The sequence below is a fragment of the Acinetobacter sp. SW-226 genome (genome assembly GCF_055632855.1).
Genome location: NZ_CM145752.1, coordinates 2235457 through 2252011, shown reverse-complemented (window position 1 = coordinate 2252011; position 16555 = coordinate 2235457). Strand labels below are relative to the sequence as shown.

The following is a 16555-nucleotide window of genomic DNA, read 5'->3' as shown; positions in this document are numbered from 1 at the left end:
TTAGATGAATCTAAAGTTTGCCAAAAGTGGAAAGACGATGATTTATAAAATCATCAAAATGACCGTAATGTCGCAGAAAGATTTAATTCTCAATCCTAAAAATTGGTCTCGAATTGCGACGCTGTGGCAACGGTTGCAACAAAGTTTCCGTTTGATGGTGGGAGTGCCAGACTATCCCAACTATTTGGAACATATGAAAAAACATCATCCAGATTTAGAGCCGATGGATGCTAAAACATTTTATCGCCATTGTGTGGATGCACGTTATCCGTCTGCAAGTAACGGTATGAAAAAGTGCCCTTGTTGATTGAGTCCGTGACTTAAAAAACGACACTTCGGTGTCGTTTTTTATTGCAAACCAGATGTAATAAGCAAAGCGCCAAGCTGGATTGGGTTATATTATTTGAATTCGATAGCTGGATGGGCTGAGGTATCATCCTACATAGCATATTCACTACATAGGTGAAGATGTCGTATATCTGACAGCTTTGTAGGGAGAGAGGTTTTAAAATTGTCTGAATATTCGGAAGAGGGCAATTTAGTGAAAATATTTATTTATGGTGCTGGAAGTATTGGGTGTTATTTAGGTGGAAGATTGGTTGCTGCTGGGAGTGATGTCACCTTTATTAGCCGCCCGCGGATTTATCAAGAACTGTCTCAGTTTGGGTTGGAGCTCACTGATTATTTAGGCAATAATATCAAACTTGCACCCCATCAACTCAAACTGGCGACTGATCCTACTCAGGTTGTGGATGCAGACGTGATTTTTATTTGTGTCAAATCGGCTGCAACAGAGCAAGTTGCATCTGAACTCAAAGAATATTTAGGGTCTAAAACTCCACTGATCATCAGTTTTCAAAATGGTTTGAGTAATGTCCCTATTTTAAAAAGGGTTTTGCAAGGACCGATGATTTTAGAGGGGATGGTTCCTTTTAACGTCGCCACGCAAGAAGCTGGGCATTATCATCAAGGTACGTCTGGTGCATTAAGTGTTAAGCAATATCCGAATCAAAACTTGCTTGAAAATGCGTTTCAAAAAGCAGGTTTAGAGATTGTTTTTGAAAAAGACATGCTAGCTGTACAGTGGGCTAAGCTTTTACTTAACTTAAATAATTCAATCAATGCCTTGTCAAAAAAACCACTAAAAGAACAACTGTCGATCCGTGGATATCGCGAATGTTTGGCTATGGTGCAACAAGAAGCCATGGCGCTTCTCAGTGAAGCACAGATTAAACCTGCAAAGTTAACCGCAGTTCCTACACATCTCATTCCTAAGATTTTGAGTTTGCCCAATCCTATATTTAAATTATTAAGTCGAAAGATGTTAGAAATTGATCCATTGGCTCGCTCATCCATGCAAGATGATTTACTAGCAGGTCGGCTTACAGAGATTGATTGGATTAATGGTGAGGTTTTAAAACTCGCAGAGCAATCTGGTCAACAAGCTCCGATCAATGCAAGATTAATAGAACTGGTTAAACTCGCTGAGAAATCTCCTCAATCATTTTCAATAAGTGCGAGCGATTTGAAAGATCAGTTGAACGCTGCTGCTAGAGAGTAGATCTAATAACAATATCTCACCTATTAACGCAAATATTGAATATTTATAAAGTTCATCTTTGAGTATGGTTTAAAAACCTGTATGTTAAACCTTGGTTTATATTTTGATTGGGGGCATACAACGTGCTTTGGGGAACAGAAAAGAAGATTACGCCTACGCAAGTAGATAAACTGGATCAGTCGAAAATCAATGCGTTTTATCCCAAAATTCAAGAATTCCTCAAGCAAGTGAATCAAATTGTTCTTGATAAAAACCAACAAACCAAGTTGGCTTTATCTAGCCTTTTGGCTGGTGGACATATTTTATTTGAAGATTTGCCTGGTTTAGGAAAAACGACATTGGCCAGTAGCTTGGCACATTTGGCAGGTCTTCAATTCAAACGTATTCAATTTACCAATGACATGCTGGCGAGTGATGTGATTGGGGTGAATATGTTTAACCAAAAAGAACATGTGTTTGAGTTTAAACAAGGTCCAATTTTTACCCAAATTTTACTGGCAGATGAAATCAACCGCTGTAGCCCAAAAACGCAAAGTGCGCTTCTAGAGGCAATGGAAGAAGGTGTAGTGACGATTGATGCAAGTCGTTATGTGCTACCACAGCCATTTTGGGTGATTGCAACACAAAATCCTCTTTTTCAAAGTGGAACCTATGCGCTGCCAGAGTCACAACTTGATCGTTTCCTCATGCGGTTATCTTTGGGCTATCCATCACGTCAGGCAGAAAAAGCGTTATTGCAACAACAGTCCCGTCATGATTTGATCCAACAATTGATGACGGTATTTTCAGAGCAAGATATCCTTACCTTACAAGTTATGGTGCCGCAGATCTATTTGTCTGAAGAAATATTGGACTATATTTTAGATTTAGCTACAGAAACACGTAAAGGTCGACATGGTTTATCTACCCGTGGCGTACTGGCTTTAAAAAAAGCAGCGCAAGCTTATGCATTGATAGAATCACGCTCATTTGTAACCCCAGATGATGTACAGGCTGTGTTTGTCGCAGTGACTGCACATCGTATTGGGCTGGGTGAAGCTGAAACTGAGCAACTTCTGAAGCAAGTCAAAGTTTACTGATAGGATAAGCAGACGCATGCTGTGGCAAAACTGGATCACGAAACGCTTTCAATTTAAGGCTGAAAAACAACTGACCCAAAAAGATGTATTGGTGTTTATTTATCAGCAAGGATATTTGTATTTGGTTTTGATTTTCATCACCTTTATTGCAGGGGTGAATTATGCCAATAACTTAATTTTAGCGTTTTGTTTCTTAATCAGCGCTGTGCTGTGTATGAGTTTTTATTTAACTTTTAAACAGTTGCATGGTCTTAGTATTGATCTGGTTTTACCTGAAATAGGGCAAGTTGAGAGTGCATTGCAATTACAAATGCATTTCAAACAACATCATTCACAGCCTCGATACCTCTGGATTGCTTATGCAGATCATATAGAACAGTTGTTTATTCAAGATATCCATAAGGTAGTCGATTTAAATTTTTTTCCAAAAGATCGCGGGCAGTTTGGTTTCCCTCAAATCAAAATTTACTCAACATATCCGTTTGGCCTTGTTCGTGCATGGAGTTATTTTTTTATCCAAGCACCTGTGTGGATAGCACCTCAAGCTAAGTCTTTGGCGGCTGAAAACAAACAACAGCAGCACAGTTTTGAACCTGATATGGATGAATTCCGCGAATTGCGAAATTTTAAAGAAGGTGACTCTCTACAGGCCGTTTCATGGAAACAAGTGGCGCAAGGACAAGGTTTATTCATTAAAGTCTTTGAACAACATCAGGATCAGCACAGTTTAGAAATCCACTATGCACATATGCCGAGCCCTTCGCATGAAGAAAAGTTAAGTTTGATGATGGGCTTGGTTGAACAATGTGAGCAGTTGCAGTACGCCTATGCCCTGTATTTACCACATGCTGAGCTAGCCAAAGGCATAGGTCGAGAACAATATTTTCAAGCTAAATTACTTTTGGCACAGGCATAGGAGAGAAATATGCATTCTTCTATTCGTATTGCCATTGTACTGACACTGAGTTTGATTTGGGTCACACAACTAAGTTTTAGCCCTGTGCTATTGAGTGTCATTTTCGCCATTTGTATCGGTTGTCTGTGGAATTTCATGCAATCTACGGGCAACCATTTCCCGAAATGGGCAATTTACATTTTGACCCTTGCTGCTCTAGCGGTCACTTTTTGGAGCTATCAAAGCTTTTTAGGGGTGGAAGCGGGCGTAGCTATTTTAAGCATCTTTCTCTTTGCGAAAGCCTTAGAAACAAAAACGCAGCGTGATGTGATCATTTTGTTTAATTTTGCATTATTTGTTGCGGCGAGTATGTTTCTACATAGTCAGTCATTTATGATGGCTGCCATGGTTTTACTGTGCTTGCTCAGTTGTTTATTGGGACTGTATCGAGTTCAAACCAGTTTTTTCGTATCTCAAAATTCGAGTAGTTTGGCTTTAAAGCAAGATGCAAAACACGTCATTAAATTTGTAGGTCTCGCACTGCCTTTTTTTGTGCTGTTGTTTATGTTTTTTCCACGCTTACCCCCACTTTGGCATATTCCAATTCCTGAAAATAAAGCAGTGACAGGCATGAGCGACAGTATGTCACCTGGTGATATTGCACAATTATCTCAGTCGAGTCATTTGGCTTTTCGTATTATTGGCGATGTTAGTCAGCTCCCAAAGCGTTCTGAGCTTTACTGGCGTGCGATGGTCTTAGATCAGTATGATGGTCAAAAGTGGACCAGTAGTTTTATCAATCAGCAAAGTATTGCAAATGAGACGCTAGGCCAAATATCTGCATCTAAAAAATGGAACTATCAATATTTACCCGCTGATGCCGCGATTCCTTGGATCATGGGATTGGAATATTCACAACCTTTAGAGCGACGTTATCAGCTACGTCAGGATTGGAGTATTCAGGCTTATCGTCAAGTACAGCGTGTAGAGCCGATTTCACTACAATGGATGGGAAATGTCCAACTTACTCAAACTAAATTATCCAATGTGCAACGAAGTATTAACTTAAAAGCGCCTGAGCAAATAGATCTGAAAGCACAACAATTTGCACAACAACTCTTTAAACAAAGTAATGCCAATCCAAACCGTTATATCCAAAATGTTTTGCAGTGGTATCGCAACAATGGCTTTAGCTATACCTTGCAGCCAGGCTTGTTGGGGCAGCATCGTATTGATGAGTTTTTGTTTCAGTCCAAACAAGGGTTTTGTGAACATTATGCCTCTAGTTTTGCGATGTTGATGCGTTATGTGGGAATTCCTGCCCGTATCGTGGTCGGTTATCAAGGTGGCCAGCTTTCACCAGATGCAAAAAGTTGGGAAGTTCGACAGTTAGATGCACATGCATGGGCAGAAGTCTTTGTGGATGGGCACTGGAAACGCTATGATCCAACAGCCATGATTGCGCCACAGCGTATTGAACAGGGTATGCAAGATTTAATGAGTCAAGATACTAGGGTTTGGGGGCAGAGTAGTCGATGGAATGTACAGCGCTATTCCGTATTAAATAAAATGCGGATTTGGAGTGACTATGCCAGTTATCAATGGCAAAGCAAAGTCGTTGGTTATAATGCAGAAACTCAAAGGGGGTGGTTGCAAAAATTGGGACTTCAATCCAATTATTCATTAGTATTACTGATTATGATCAGTATTGGTGGATTAGTTCTATTGTACTGGTTCGTTATATTTTGGCGTAAACGTGCTCAGATTTCTGAATATGATCTTGCAATTTTGCATTTTTCTAAAAGCTTAACCGCAGAGCAGCGTAAGCAAAATGCCGAAACGGTAAATCAATGGTTGTTGCGCTTAGCTCAAGAGGTTAAACCTGAACAGCAAGTTTTATTTAAGCAGGCAGCTGATTATTATCAACAAATACGTTATTTCAATCTGTTGAATGCAAAAAATATTCAACAATTTAAACGAATGCTTAAAACTTGCACATCTGCGTTAAAAAACAAGAAATAGCGCTTGTCATACTTTTTAAAAGTGAATATTATGCAGGAACTTTAGGTGTATAGCTCAGTTGGTTAGAGCGCTACGTTGACATCGTAGAGGTCTCCAGTTCGAGTCTGGATATACCTACCAAAATTCGTTGATATTTCAACACATTAAAGCCCACTTAAAAAGTGGGCTTTTTGTTTTCGGGGAATATTCGGGGTATTTTCGGGGAATGGCGTAATTCCCCAATGTGGAAAACTCGCCCATTTAAATTTAAAAACGATGATTAACGGTAGCTAAATAAAAAATTAAATTACGTATAACGCGTATTATGTTAATTTTAGGGAATTTAAATAAATAGAATGAAGGTATTTATCATAACTAGTAAAGTCCATGCTTTACAAAAATCTATCATACCTGTCTCAAGCAAAGCATATGTAAATTGCTATATAAGTGGGAATGATTATGAGGAAGCTATAAAAAAAGTATTTGAAAAATTTCTGATAGATGGAATTCATCCAGATGAGATACTCAATCCAATTTGTGAAATGCCACTTGAAGATTGGACTATTCATATTAAAGAGAAATATGGTGATTTAGCTCAACGGATGCTTTCTCAAAAGGATTTTGAAACAAGAATTTTATCTAATGAAGTTGTATACGGTGGATTTGCTTGCTTTGACTAAAAAAATCGCTATTTAACAAAATGGCGCTTATACGAAATTTTAAAAAAATATAGTAAAAATAGAAGCTTACAGCTATCATTTTTGACTTATTATAAGGTGTATTATGTTAATTTTAGGAAATCTTATTTAAAGGTTTAAATGAAAAAAGAATATTCGTGGCAGACTAGGCAAGAGTTATCTAATCACTATCAAGATTTAACTTCAGACCTCATTAATTTAAATCATTTTTTATTTTTAACAGGAATAGAAGCATTAGAATGTAGTCGAGATTTATTAACAACTTCTAATTCTTATCCAATAAATTTTCTAGATTCTTTTAAGATAGTGGAATCATATGACAACTGTAACCAAAAAGATGAGGATCTGAATCAATGGATCTTTAAAAGAGGAATTGCTTTTAGTAAAGTCGTATTTATTACATCAGATACAGAATTAACTATAAAAACAACATGGAAAGAAATCGTAAAACAAATTCATAATATTGAAGAAATTTATAGCAATTATTTCACTGTAATTGATACAACAAAACAGTGGGCTTTACACTACCATCACCATAATCTGTACACTTTTTATAGCTACTGAAACTATCAATTTAACATAATAGCGACTATCTGAAATCAAAAGCTGATGATCCATGAAATGGAAGCATCAGCTTTGGTATGATTAACGATAGCTAATCCGTTCAGGTTTTGGCGTCTAAATAGTGATCCGTCATCTTCACAGTTGCATGGCCAGCCAGTGCCTGTGCGTACTTCTTTCCATACTTCTGCGTGATGTTATAAATGCCCAAGGCACGTAAGTCATGCAGCGATGGTCGTTGGTTTAGTTCTAAATGATCATACGCACCAGACAAGTCCCGATACTTTTTAAACTGCTTGGTAATATGATCCTCCGTTACAGCAAAAGGATGCAGTTTCGCATTGCGGATTTGCTCGTTAATACGGTCTGGTCGCGTCGCAATCAGGTAAGGGCAGCGTAGACGCATAGAATGCTCTATACACAGCAATACGACTTCCCGTAGCTCAGGATGCATATCCACTTCAATAAACACGGGTTTGTCATAATTCAGCGATTTATGCTGCAGTACGGTCATGGTGTTGTCTTTGATGTTAATGCTTGAGCGTTCCATTACCACCAGATCGGCACGCCGTTGAATAGAATGCAATGCCAGATCAATTGCCAGTTTTAACCAGGGCGGACAAACAGCTTTTACAATTTCAAGCGATTCGTTGGAATGTCGCATTCTGACCTTTTCTGGTCGTATCGGCTTTAATGTTTTCTCTGCGATATTTTCAGGTGCCCAACCGTTAGCCACAAAGTATTTCCAAATGTCGATAAGCTGTGAACGGTGCTTTTCTGCCTGAAAGTCGGTCTGCTGTTTCAGGAATTCAGAAATCATAAGCAGGGTAATGTCGGTGCAATAGAACTGCCCCCACATATCCTGATATTTACCAATGTTCGCCGTGACATTCACCAAAGTGTTTTTAGCAAGTTTCTTTTTGGGTAAGTGCAGCTTTTCATATTCATCCAATGCTTGGCCAAAGTTTGGAATATTACTTTGCTTATGTGCTTTTTCTACTGAAGATAGAATTTTAGACACAATGTCTGGGTTACGCTCAAGCACGGTGTTGAGTGCCTGAGCTGCCTTAATGGCTTCATTACGGTCTTTACCTAGTGACTTACGCTGTCCGTTCGGTAGTAGGTAGCGGAAGTACATGGTGCCATTGGGCTTTTTGTCGACTTCGACATGGGGAGGTAAGTCCAAGTTCCCCGACTTGCGACCTCGAGGGGACATATTAAATCTCCGCTAAAATTCGGTCTGCAATGGAGTTACCCGTTTTAGGTGGAGACTCTAGTTCCACCTTAGGCACTTCATCTGTATAGAACAACGGCGCACCCCAACTGGTACATTCGACATACCATTGTTTACCAATTTTTCGACCACTGAGCCAGCCACGTTTTATATGGCTGACCAGTGTGTCACGTTTTGGGCGGGATGCTTCGTCTTGCCAATAGCGTTCAGCGAATACGCTGAGCTTGAGGCGTTGGATATTAGAGGACATTTCAAATTGCCTCCTTAAACTTTGCATCTAAAATAAGAGCGTTAATTTCACTGATATTGACGTTATGAAATATGTGCGTCATTTTCGATCCAAATACCGTGAGTATTTGGGTAGTCGTGGAGTAGTTAAATTTCATGAGCTTACCCTCCAAACACTGCCATTAAAATTGATGTGATGACAACCCAAAAAAGGAAGGCTAATACGGTGAATAAAGTAAAGTCACGTATGTTCGCCCAAATGATAGAGCGACGTGTAGGGCGTAGTTCGGCAGTAGTAGGGTGTTGGAAAAGGATAGGAGTCGTTTGACTGGTTATAGGCTTTTGTTTCATACTTATCTCGCATTTAGTTGCAAAGCCCCGTCGCCGTCCAAAGTTTCGGGGCTTTTTGTTGTTTGTTTGATAAATACTACCAAAAGTAGAATTAATGTCAATAAATAGTAGTAATTCATTCTTTATATAAGCTTTAAAGTTAAGAAACCCCGCTAAAAGCGGGGTTTCTTAACTTTAAATCGATATCAAAATATTAAGTTATACCGAGATATGTCCCAATAAGTACAAGAGCATTTGGAAGGTTTTCTAGACCTTCATCAAGCAATTTCATTGTTAAATGTTTAATTGACTCAGCGGGAAGGTCTTCAAGAGCGGCAATCATTGATTTCTTGTCTTCTGGAGCAAGATCAGATTGATTAATTTGATTGGTTAAAAGAGCTTTTAATGTGTCTGCTTCAAATTTAACAGTTACTGTATTTAATATTGCAGATAGCCCACCATCATCTTGTAAAAAATCCAACCCTTTTTCTGTGATTTTAGGCTTATTGATTAATAAAGTTCCCCCTCCTTGACCAGAGTTATTATCTCTAATGATAGTAGAGCTTTCACTTATTAGTTCATGTCCTTTAAGGTAATGGAGGTTTTTTGCCAATTTGATATATTCATCGCTATCATTTTTAAGATTATGTTGCCAAGCAAAAGGGTATACTTCTGCAATTTTATTTAGAATATCTAATTGAAATTGGCGATCAAGGCTCATATTACGATACTCTATTGTTTACAGATGTAGATTTTCTATCATGAAATTCTTTTACCTTTTCACGATAATTTTCAATATCAAAAAATTTCTCTTTTGGTGAAAGTGTTAAGCACGTTGATCCTTCCAAATTTAAATTAAGATGTTTGTCCTCAATTATTGGGAAGATTAATTGACAATTTGCTGACTCTGCAATTTCTGCTAGCTTCTGTAAATCCATTGAGTCAATAATTTCAACCTTATCTTGAGTACAAAAACGAGGATATGGTAAGTTTATTCTTGGATCTTGGATGAATGCTGAATATGCTAAGTCAAATGCAGTTACTAATGCTTGTTTTTTTCCGCTACCGACGTTTGATTCAACAGCCGATATTTCAAATTTATATACATCTTTATACTTGTCAAAAGCTAAGATATATCTCTGATTATAAATTATTCCAGAGTATTTGGAAAAATACTCATTAAAAATATCAATATTTTTTAATTTAAATTCATTGATATTTTTTTCTATCGATGTTGTTGTCTCTTGATATATATTTTTTAATTCATCTAACTCGTTGTGTAATGATGTAGATTTAAGCTGAATGGCATTATCTTCTGCTATTTTATTTGATAATTCATTAATTTGATTGTTTAGTAGTGTATATTGAGCTAAAGAACCATTCTTAGATAATTCTTCTAAGAGTTCTGAATACAATTTCGAAATTTCAGAACGCTTTGCTTGTAAGTTTTCAATATTAATATTAAGACCATTAATGCGATTGAATAAATATTGCCTTTCATTTTCGATCATTTTGTTGTGAAACTCTACAGTTTCTTCAAATTTTTTTTGAAGACTAATGTTGTAAATTTTTGCTTCTTTATAGATTAACTCAATAGTCTGAGAATTATCATGAAAATTTGATTTTTCGATAATACTTAATCTATTTATTAAAGTTTCTTTATTAACTTCAAGAGTAGATATTTTGTTATCTAGGTTAATTATATCTTGATTTAAATTAGCTAGAGTGTCTTCTTCATGATTATATTTTTCATTGATTTTAAATGAATCTCGCTTTTCTGTAAGCTGACTTAGTGTTGACTTGTTGACTGCAAGGATTTGTTCAAGTCCTGTAGGTTTTAGTGCATCAATAACCTTGATCTTATCCTTTAGGGATTTCATTTCTTTTTCTAAATTAAATTTTTTTTCTATTTCATGAGGGTTTTTATATCCAAATAAAATAAAATGGATAGTTTCATATTCAACATCACTAGAAAATGTGAAAAATCTAAGAATTTTACTAATCTGCTCATCTTCTTTGCGTAAAAACTTAGTAATTAATTGTCGAAATGATGGTTTTTCAGTTTTAGATTGAAATAAAGCCTCTTTAAGACTATCTGAATACTCTTTAGATGTAACTTCATCATTATTTATGTAGTGGGTGATTTTAAAAGAATTGGGGTTTTTTTTAGTAGGTTTAGATATTAATTTTCTTGAAAATTTAATATTAAAGCTAGATTTATGTTTTAGACTTTTTGCTAATTGGATAGTGAAAGTCAGTTCAGCTTCTTTTAAAAAATTTAGCACATCAAGATTTACAAGATTCTTGCTCTCATTATCTTCATAGAAAATTTGATACTTTCCATCCATGCAAAAGTCAATTGCTCTAAGTAAGGTAGTCTTACCTAAGCTATTTGTACTTCCAGACATATCATCTTTGATACCTAATACGATATTTAGGCCTGCTGAGAAGTCAATATTCCTGATTGCAATTCCATTCTTATCATGAATTGTTAAGTTTTTAATGTACATAAAACAATTTTTCCTGACTCATTTTCATTTATAACCCCAAGCATATAAAGCCAATCTAAAGTCAAAATGAATCTGTGTAATGGTATATCAATTTTTCTTGAAATGTGTGAGTAGAGTTCAGTCATATAATACTGTTGATTATTTTCATAAAAGAATTCAATAATCCGAGATCCAAGATAATAAAGTGATTTATCAGGATTTCTTTCAGTTAAGATGAGCATGGAGGTTTCTCAAAAATTTTACATTCTGCAAAAACATAAAATACAACATAAGTAGTGCAACTAATATCTTCATGATTTAACTGACTATTAATGACTTGTCTTAGTTCGCTTTCTATATCTTTACAAATTGCATATATGATTTGATCGGGATTATCAGGAAACTCAAATTTAAATTTCTTCCATTTTCTTCGAACAAATGAAATTACTTTATCCTGTGTACCAGGAAAACCATTTAATTCTAAAAATGATAATCTTTGAGCAATATTATATTTCCAATCTATATATTCGTCTATATCATCCAGATAATCGAGTAATTTATTATGTTTAATTTTATCTTCAATGGTGTATGGAAGAGTATCTGGTTCTGCTACAGACTCTAAAATTTCTAGATCTGCAATTCCTTCGAGTAATCTTTGAATATTTGAAGGTCTTGGTTCACTATTTGTTATAGTCTGATGAATGTTAATATCTCTTTTAGCAATATTAACACTATTATTATCACCAGCTACTTCGGAGGAAGTGTTATTTTCTAACATTATTAATATCTCGGTCAGCAATATTCGTCGAATTATTGTTACCATTAATAGTAATATTCGTTTTAGACGAATTTTTAGTTCTATTAATTGTCCAAGTAGCTCCAAAAACTACTGCTAAAATAGCTAATATTAGTTTGCTAGTAGCAGCCCAATCTATGTTGCTTAAATCCAATTTATATCTCCTAGCTGTTTAAACATCCCGATATAGTCCAACAACTTTTCCAACCAATTTGCATCCTTCACGAAGATCCATGATTTTTCCAAGCCATTTGGGGTTTAAGGGTTCTAAATACATACCGTTGCTTTCGACTATCAATTTCTTGAAAGTAGCTTCTGTTTCACCATCGCAAGCAACGATAACTAAATCACCTGTTTTTAAATCATTTGTTTGAAAGTCAGGATTTACATAAATTTTATCGCCAGGGCGGAAGTCTGGAAGCATGGACTCACCAACAACTTCCAAGCCATAACCATGTTTTCCTGATTTAGGGTTTGGCGGTAACCACTCTTCAAACTGTGTACCCGCAGGCACAGCCTCAACAGTAGTCCAAGCACCAGCTTGAACCCAAGAAATAACAGGGATTAAACGACCTGCAACTGGAAATGGTGTAGATACATTCGGATCTAAGCCAGTTCCGTGGTCTAAATAACTAATATCGACATTAAATTTTTCAGCCAAAATTTGCATTTTTTCTTCACGTGGCTTTGCAATGCCTAACGTATATCTACGAGCCATTTCATAAGTGACTTCGATAGCATCTTTTAATTGATTTACAGTTTTAATAGGCGAGCCGTCCTTATCCATAAGACTTTTTAGCCTAGATGCAAATTCATGATATTTAGCTGTTTGCAATTTGGGTTTCTTTCCATTTTCTACCACAGGTAGAATTTTACCTCGTATTTTAAGTTGCACCAATTCTATTTTAGGTAGTATATTATCTTCTACTTTTAGTAGTGTTAATGGTTGCATTATGTCATCTCCAAAGGATGCTTTAGAAAAAGCAATAAAAATAGCGGGTAGTAAATCAGCATTAGCCCGCAGTCTAGGAATTACGCCGTGGGCTCTAAGTAAATGGAATTTCAATAAAATTCCTGAAGATCGCTGTTTGTCGATTGAAGAACTAACACATCAAGAAGTGAAAGCAGAGCAACTAAGACCTGACATCAATTGGGCATTTGTTCGTTCTACTAAAAATAGTAATAAAGCTCCCGTCTAATAAACACGTTCAAAGGAAGCCGTTATGAACATATTAGATGCTGCTTACCATACCGTGCACGACTACAAAGGTGGAGCAAATGCACTCGCACCCCGTATGGGCATAAAAAGTCCCGCCGTGCTCAATAGCAAAGTCAATCCAAATACAGACACCCATCACTTAACGCTACTAGAAGCATCCAAGTTGATGGCGCTGACCAACGACTACCGAATACTGCAAAGCCTTAATGCCCAACACGGCAAAGTCGCAATCAATCTGCCTGACATACCCGAATGCAGAGATACAGCACTCACAGATCTAGTGCTGAGCTTTGGGATGAAAGGCGGAAACGTCTATACGCTGTTTAAAGAAATGATGGCAGACGGGCGCATCACACGCGGGGAAGCCATAGACATGTCTAAGGTCATTCACCGACTACACGAAATACTGGCCGAACTGGATGCTCAAATACACCAGTGCGTAGACGACAAATAGAGGTAACCCATATGAGTTTAGATGCAACGATTTGGGCTTGGAGAGCGGAAGTAGACAGTTCTACACAACGCCTCATATTACTTTCACTGGCAGACCGCGCAGGGGAAGACCACAAATGCTACCCAAGCATTATGCGTATGGTTAAAGACACCAAGATGAACCGCAAAACCATTATCAAAGTTTTAGATAGCCTTGAAGAAAAATCCTTGATTAAGTTCACAGGGAAAATTATCGGTAACGGCGTAAAAGTCTACCAACTGCTGGGTGTGGTCGGTCGTGAAGATGAGCCAACCAGTACCAAAAAGGGGACTAGTGGTAAAAACGGTACTAGTTCCAATTTAGGTACAGGTTCCAATATTGGTACTAGTACCGAAAACGGAACAAGTACCAGTCCCAAAAACGGTACCGAGACCAGTACCGAAATTGGGACACAGAATCTCCCAAGGAATCTTCCAATAGAATCTAAAAATAAAAAAGACTGGCTTTGCTCAAAAAAACTTCGTGAAGAAATTACTTTGGCCGATGACAGCATCGAACCAGAAACCCTCATGACAGCGAAATGGGTGGAACGAGAAAAACGTGCCTTTGAAATTTACAACCAAGACAAAACCATTTGCGATGAACTTTTGAATTTCTACTTTGCCGATTGGCTGCTGCATGCCTACCGAACCAAGTATTCCCAAGAAACCAAAACGGGATACACAAAAACACCTGCAGCAGAACCGAAGCAGCTCACTGAAAAACAAATCTCGGCATTTGCACAGAAACTTGCATATCACCCAGAGTTTGCGAGCAAGCAGAGCGCACCGGGCGATTCATACGAACAACTTGCATCACGAATCAAAATTAAGCTCATGAACCCAGCCCAAGCGAAGAAATGGGAACCATACCTCAAGCAAGTCGGCTTCACTGGCAGTTTGCAGGGGGTAGCATGATTCCACACGGCGCAACACACATCGAAAACGATGGAACATTTTGGAAATGCACCAACGGTCGCTGGTCTTACTGGAAAGAACATTTTGGATGGTGCGGATATATCGGTGGGGTAAACGCAATATTCATGAATAACAAAAACGAATTGGGGACGATGTACGCATGAAAATCATGATTGGAATTGATACAGGGGTGAAGACTGGGTTTGCTGTTGCAGCAGACCGTGGCAAGGGTGGAGAGTTAGAACAGGTCGAGAGTCTTTCTATCACTCAAGCCATGAGCAAAGTAAAAGACTCCGTACAAACATGGGGTGCCCAAAACGTCTGTTTGTATATTGAAGATGCTCGACAACGTACATGGTTTACGGGTGGTCGTGAAAAGGCGCAGGGCGTTGGATCGGTCAAACGTGATGCCCAAATATGGGAGGACTGGTGTAAGGAACAAGGCTACCTATACAAGATGATTCATCCCGCAGCCAATGCCACTAAAAAGAAAGCCACAGACTTTTTCCGTATGACAGGTTGGAAAGGCCGTACCAATGAACATGCACGTGATGCAGCGATGTTGGTGTTTCAACGATTTGCGAAGTTTTGAGGGTGCTATGAATAGCTTAAGTGGACTCAGTGGAGATTTAAAAAGTATTGCAGAAGTCATTGGGCGGGACCAGGCTCTGTACTTGGTGAGCCAATGTCGACGTTACAAAACAGAAAATCGCGTAGGTCGAGGCCAGTTGCTGCTGTATGTACCAAAGCTGAAAAAATTAACCGCAGAGCATAACTTAGTTCAAGCATTAGGTGATGTAGATGCTCACAAGCTGTCGACCGTTTTTGGTGGAGAGCTTTTAGTGCTGTCTCACTGTAATCAGATGATTCTGTCGACGCGCAATGAAGGCATTAAGAACATGATGAAAAATGGATTTTCAATCACTGATCTGGTTGATTTCTTTAATGTGACTGAACGGATTGTCCTCAAGATTTTGAAGTCTGAGTTCTACCAAAACCAACTCGACCTGAAATTATGAATAATGAAACTTCTCTGAAATAAGAACAAAAATACTGAATACATCCATAGATTCAGAGACAGAGAAGAATGTCATTTACAGATTGGTTAGCAGCCGTAGTGAAGTATTTGAGCGAACTCCAATATTTCATTGCAGGATTGATGGGGGCAGCCGTGGCAACTCGATGCAACAAAGAACAGCTTAAAACACCCAAAGACTACGCCGTGTTTTTACTATCAGGTGCATTTACAGCACATTACCTCACTTTACTCATCATGCATTACACGGCGCTCGCACCGAGTCATGCGGGCGGTATTGGCTTTCTGACTGGAGCGCTTGGTGGGTTGGTCCTACAAGAGTTCTTCGCTTGGATTAAGTCTGGTGCATATAAGCAGATTAGCTTCAAAAAATTCTTTGTTGAGATGATGAAGAATTGGAAAAAGGGTGGCAAGTCATGAGCATTGATCAAACGACAGAGATTGCTCAGGCATATTCGTGGTTACGGGCAATGTCAGGCGGAAAGCTTGAACAGTCACAAGTGATTGCTGGTGATGAAATTATTGCCTGCCATGGTTTAACAACATTCGCAACGCTGATCGGGTTTTCATTAACCAAAGCCGTAAGTGGCCAGTTTGATATTTCAGGTTATGGCTATTCCATCATCCGTGAAAGTGAGGGCTTTCGGAACCAAGCTTATAAAGATACTGGCGGTGTTTGGACGATTGGCTATGGAACGATCAAATATCCAGATGGTGTGACAGTCAAACAAGGGGATAGCTGTACTCAAGCCCAAGCAAACTTATGGTTGATGAATGATTGTAAATGGGTGGATGCATGCCTGGATAAAACCATCAAAGTAAAACTCAATCAAAACCAATTCGATGCACTTGCTTCATTCGTATACAACATCGGCGAAACAGCATTTGTAAAAAGCACCATGCTGACGCTACTTAACCAATCAAAGTTTGGATTAGCTGCTAATCAGTTCGACCGCTGGATCTATGACAATGGCAAAGTCATTAACGGGCTGGTGAATCGCCGTGCTAAAGAAAAACTCCTATTTTTGAAGTAGGTCGA

At 38.0% G+C, this 16555-nt stretch carries 22 protein-coding genes and 1 tRNA gene; 15 read left to right on the top strand and 8 right to left on the bottom strand.

Going from position 1 to position 16555, the window contains the following annotated elements:
- Positions 1-4: 4 nt before the first annotated feature.
- From ACZ8ZH_RS10770 to ACZ8ZH_RS10735, 8 genes are all read left to right on the top strand, one after another.
- Complete coding sequence (locus tag ACZ8ZH_RS10770; protein WP_086209564.1) at positions 5-307, top strand: YbdD/YjiX family protein; 303 nt, start codon at positions 5-7, stop codon at positions 305-307.
- A 234-nt stretch (positions 308-541) separates the two neighbouring features.
- Entirely contained in the window at positions 542-1561 is a 1020-nt protein-coding gene (locus ACZ8ZH_RS10765; protein WP_119063691.1) for a 2-dehydropantoate 2-reductase, read from the top strand.
- A gap of 122 nt (positions 1562-1683) precedes the next feature.
- On the top strand, positions 1684-2640 hold the full coding sequence (locus tag ACZ8ZH_RS10760; protein WP_119063619.1) for an AAA family ATPase: 957 nt from the start codon (positions 1684-1686) through the stop codon (positions 2638-2640).
- A 16-nt stretch (positions 2641-2656) separates the two neighbouring features.
- On the top strand, positions 2657-3556 hold the full coding sequence (locus tag ACZ8ZH_RS10755; protein WP_086209563.1) for a DUF58 domain-containing protein: 900 nt from the start codon (positions 2657-2659) through the stop codon (positions 3554-3556).
- A gap of 9 nt (positions 3557-3565) precedes the next feature.
- The gene (locus ACZ8ZH_RS10750; protein ID WP_119063618.1) at positions 3566-5557 is read left to right on the top strand and encodes a transglutaminase TgpA family protein; all 1992 of its coding nucleotides are present in this window, start codon (positions 3566-3568) and stop codon (positions 5555-5557) included.
- 43 nt (positions 5558-5600) lie between these two features.
- Positions 5601-5677: transfer RNA gene (locus ACZ8ZH_RS10745), tRNA-Val, on the top strand.
- Positions 5678-5892: 215 nt separating this feature from the next.
- The gene (locus ACZ8ZH_RS10740; RefSeq protein WP_470247726.1) at positions 5893-6216 is read left to right on the top strand and encodes a hypothetical protein; all 324 of its coding nucleotides are present in this window, start codon (positions 5893-5895) and stop codon (positions 6214-6216) included.
- A 138-nt stretch (positions 6217-6354) separates the two neighbouring features.
- Complete coding sequence (locus ACZ8ZH_RS10735) at positions 6355-6798, top strand: hypothetical protein (protein ID WP_470247725.1); 444 nt, start codon at positions 6355-6357, stop codon at positions 6796-6798.
- Positions 6799-6898: 100 nt separating this feature from the next.
- Here the strand turns inward: ACZ8ZH_RS10735 and ACZ8ZH_RS10730 are convergent, their stop codons facing one another.
- The 8 genes from ACZ8ZH_RS10730 to ACZ8ZH_RS10695 form a co-directional block, all read right to left on the bottom strand.
- Positions 6899-8011, bottom strand: a complete 1113-nt coding sequence (locus tag ACZ8ZH_RS10730) for a tyrosine-type recombinase/integrase (RefSeq protein WP_470247724.1) — start codon at positions 8009-8011, stop codon at positions 6899-6901.
- A 1-nt stretch (position 8012) separates the two neighbouring features.
- The gene (locus tag ACZ8ZH_RS10725) at positions 8013-8279 is read right to left on the bottom strand and encodes a hypothetical protein (RefSeq protein ID WP_336929386.1); all 267 of its coding nucleotides are present in this window, start codon (positions 8277-8279) and stop codon (positions 8013-8015) included.
- Positions 8280-8801: 522 nt separating this feature from the next.
- Entirely contained in the window at positions 8802-9308 is a 507-nt protein-coding gene (locus tag ACZ8ZH_RS10720; protein ID WP_470247723.1) for a hypothetical protein, read from the bottom strand.
- 1 nt (position 9309) lies between these two features.
- Complete coding sequence (locus ACZ8ZH_RS10715; protein WP_470247722.1) at positions 9310-11097, bottom strand: AAA family ATPase; 1788 nt, start codon at positions 11095-11097, stop codon at positions 9310-9312.
- A complete protein-coding gene (locus ACZ8ZH_RS10710) occupies positions 11079-11318 on the bottom strand; it encodes an ABC-three component system middle component 6 (RefSeq protein ID WP_470247721.1) in 240 nt (79 codons plus the stop codon). Before ACZ8ZH_RS10710 ends, ACZ8ZH_RS10715 begins: the two co-directional genes overlap by 19 nt.
- Positions 11306-11854, bottom strand: coding sequence for a hypothetical protein (locus ACZ8ZH_RS10705; RefSeq protein WP_470247720.1), 549 nt, complete (start codon positions 11852-11854; stop codon positions 11306-11308). Before ACZ8ZH_RS10705 ends, ACZ8ZH_RS10710 begins: the two co-directional genes overlap by 13 nt.
- Positions 11841-12026, bottom strand: a complete 186-nt coding sequence (locus ACZ8ZH_RS10700) for a hypothetical protein (protein ID WP_470247719.1) — start codon at positions 12024-12026, stop codon at positions 11841-11843. The genes ACZ8ZH_RS10705 and ACZ8ZH_RS10700 overlap by 14 nt, the downstream gene beginning before the upstream one ends.
- A gap of 18 nt (positions 12027-12044) precedes the next feature.
- Complete coding sequence (locus ACZ8ZH_RS10695; protein WP_470247718.1) at positions 12045-12824, bottom strand: LexA family protein; 780 nt, start codon at positions 12822-12824, stop codon at positions 12045-12047.
- A gap of 1 nt (position 12825) precedes the next feature.
- Here ACZ8ZH_RS10695 and ACZ8ZH_RS10690 point away from each other — a divergent pair, with 1 nt between their 5' ends.
- From ACZ8ZH_RS10690 to ACZ8ZH_RS10660, 7 genes are all read left to right on the top strand, one after another.
- Positions 12826-13071: a Cro/CI family transcriptional regulator gene (locus ACZ8ZH_RS10690; RefSeq protein ID WP_470247717.1), complete on the top strand. Its 246-nt coding sequence runs from the start codon at positions 12826-12828 to the stop codon at positions 13069-13071.
- A gap of 24 nt (positions 13072-13095) precedes the next feature.
- Entirely contained in the window at positions 13096-13545 is a 450-nt protein-coding gene (locus ACZ8ZH_RS10685; protein WP_470247716.1) for a phage regulatory CII family protein, read from the top strand.
- An 11-nt stretch (positions 13546-13556) separates the two neighbouring features.
- Positions 13557-14480, top strand: a complete 924-nt coding sequence (locus tag ACZ8ZH_RS10680) for a helix-turn-helix domain-containing protein (RefSeq protein WP_470247715.1) — start codon at positions 13557-13559, stop codon at positions 14478-14480.
- A gap of 160 nt (positions 14481-14640) precedes the next feature.
- Positions 14641-15072, top strand: a complete 432-nt coding sequence (locus ACZ8ZH_RS10675; protein WP_470247714.1) for a hypothetical protein — start codon at positions 14641-14643, stop codon at positions 15070-15072.
- 7 nt (positions 15073-15079) lie between these two features.
- Complete coding sequence (locus ACZ8ZH_RS10670) at positions 15080-15499, top strand: hypothetical protein (protein WP_470247713.1); 420 nt, start codon at positions 15080-15082, stop codon at positions 15497-15499.
- A gap of 68 nt (positions 15500-15567) precedes the next feature.
- Positions 15568-15936: a hypothetical protein gene (locus ACZ8ZH_RS10665; RefSeq protein WP_470247712.1), complete on the top strand. Its 369-nt coding sequence runs from the start codon at positions 15568-15570 to the stop codon at positions 15934-15936.
- Positions 15933-16550 carry a lysozyme gene (locus tag ACZ8ZH_RS10660; RefSeq protein WP_470247711.1) on the top strand — a complete coding sequence of 206 codons (618 nt, stop codon included), beginning with the start codon at positions 15933-15935 and terminating at the stop codon, positions 16548-16550. The genes ACZ8ZH_RS10665 and ACZ8ZH_RS10660 overlap by 4 nt, the downstream gene beginning before the upstream one ends.
- Positions 16551-16555: the final 5 nt, after the last annotated feature.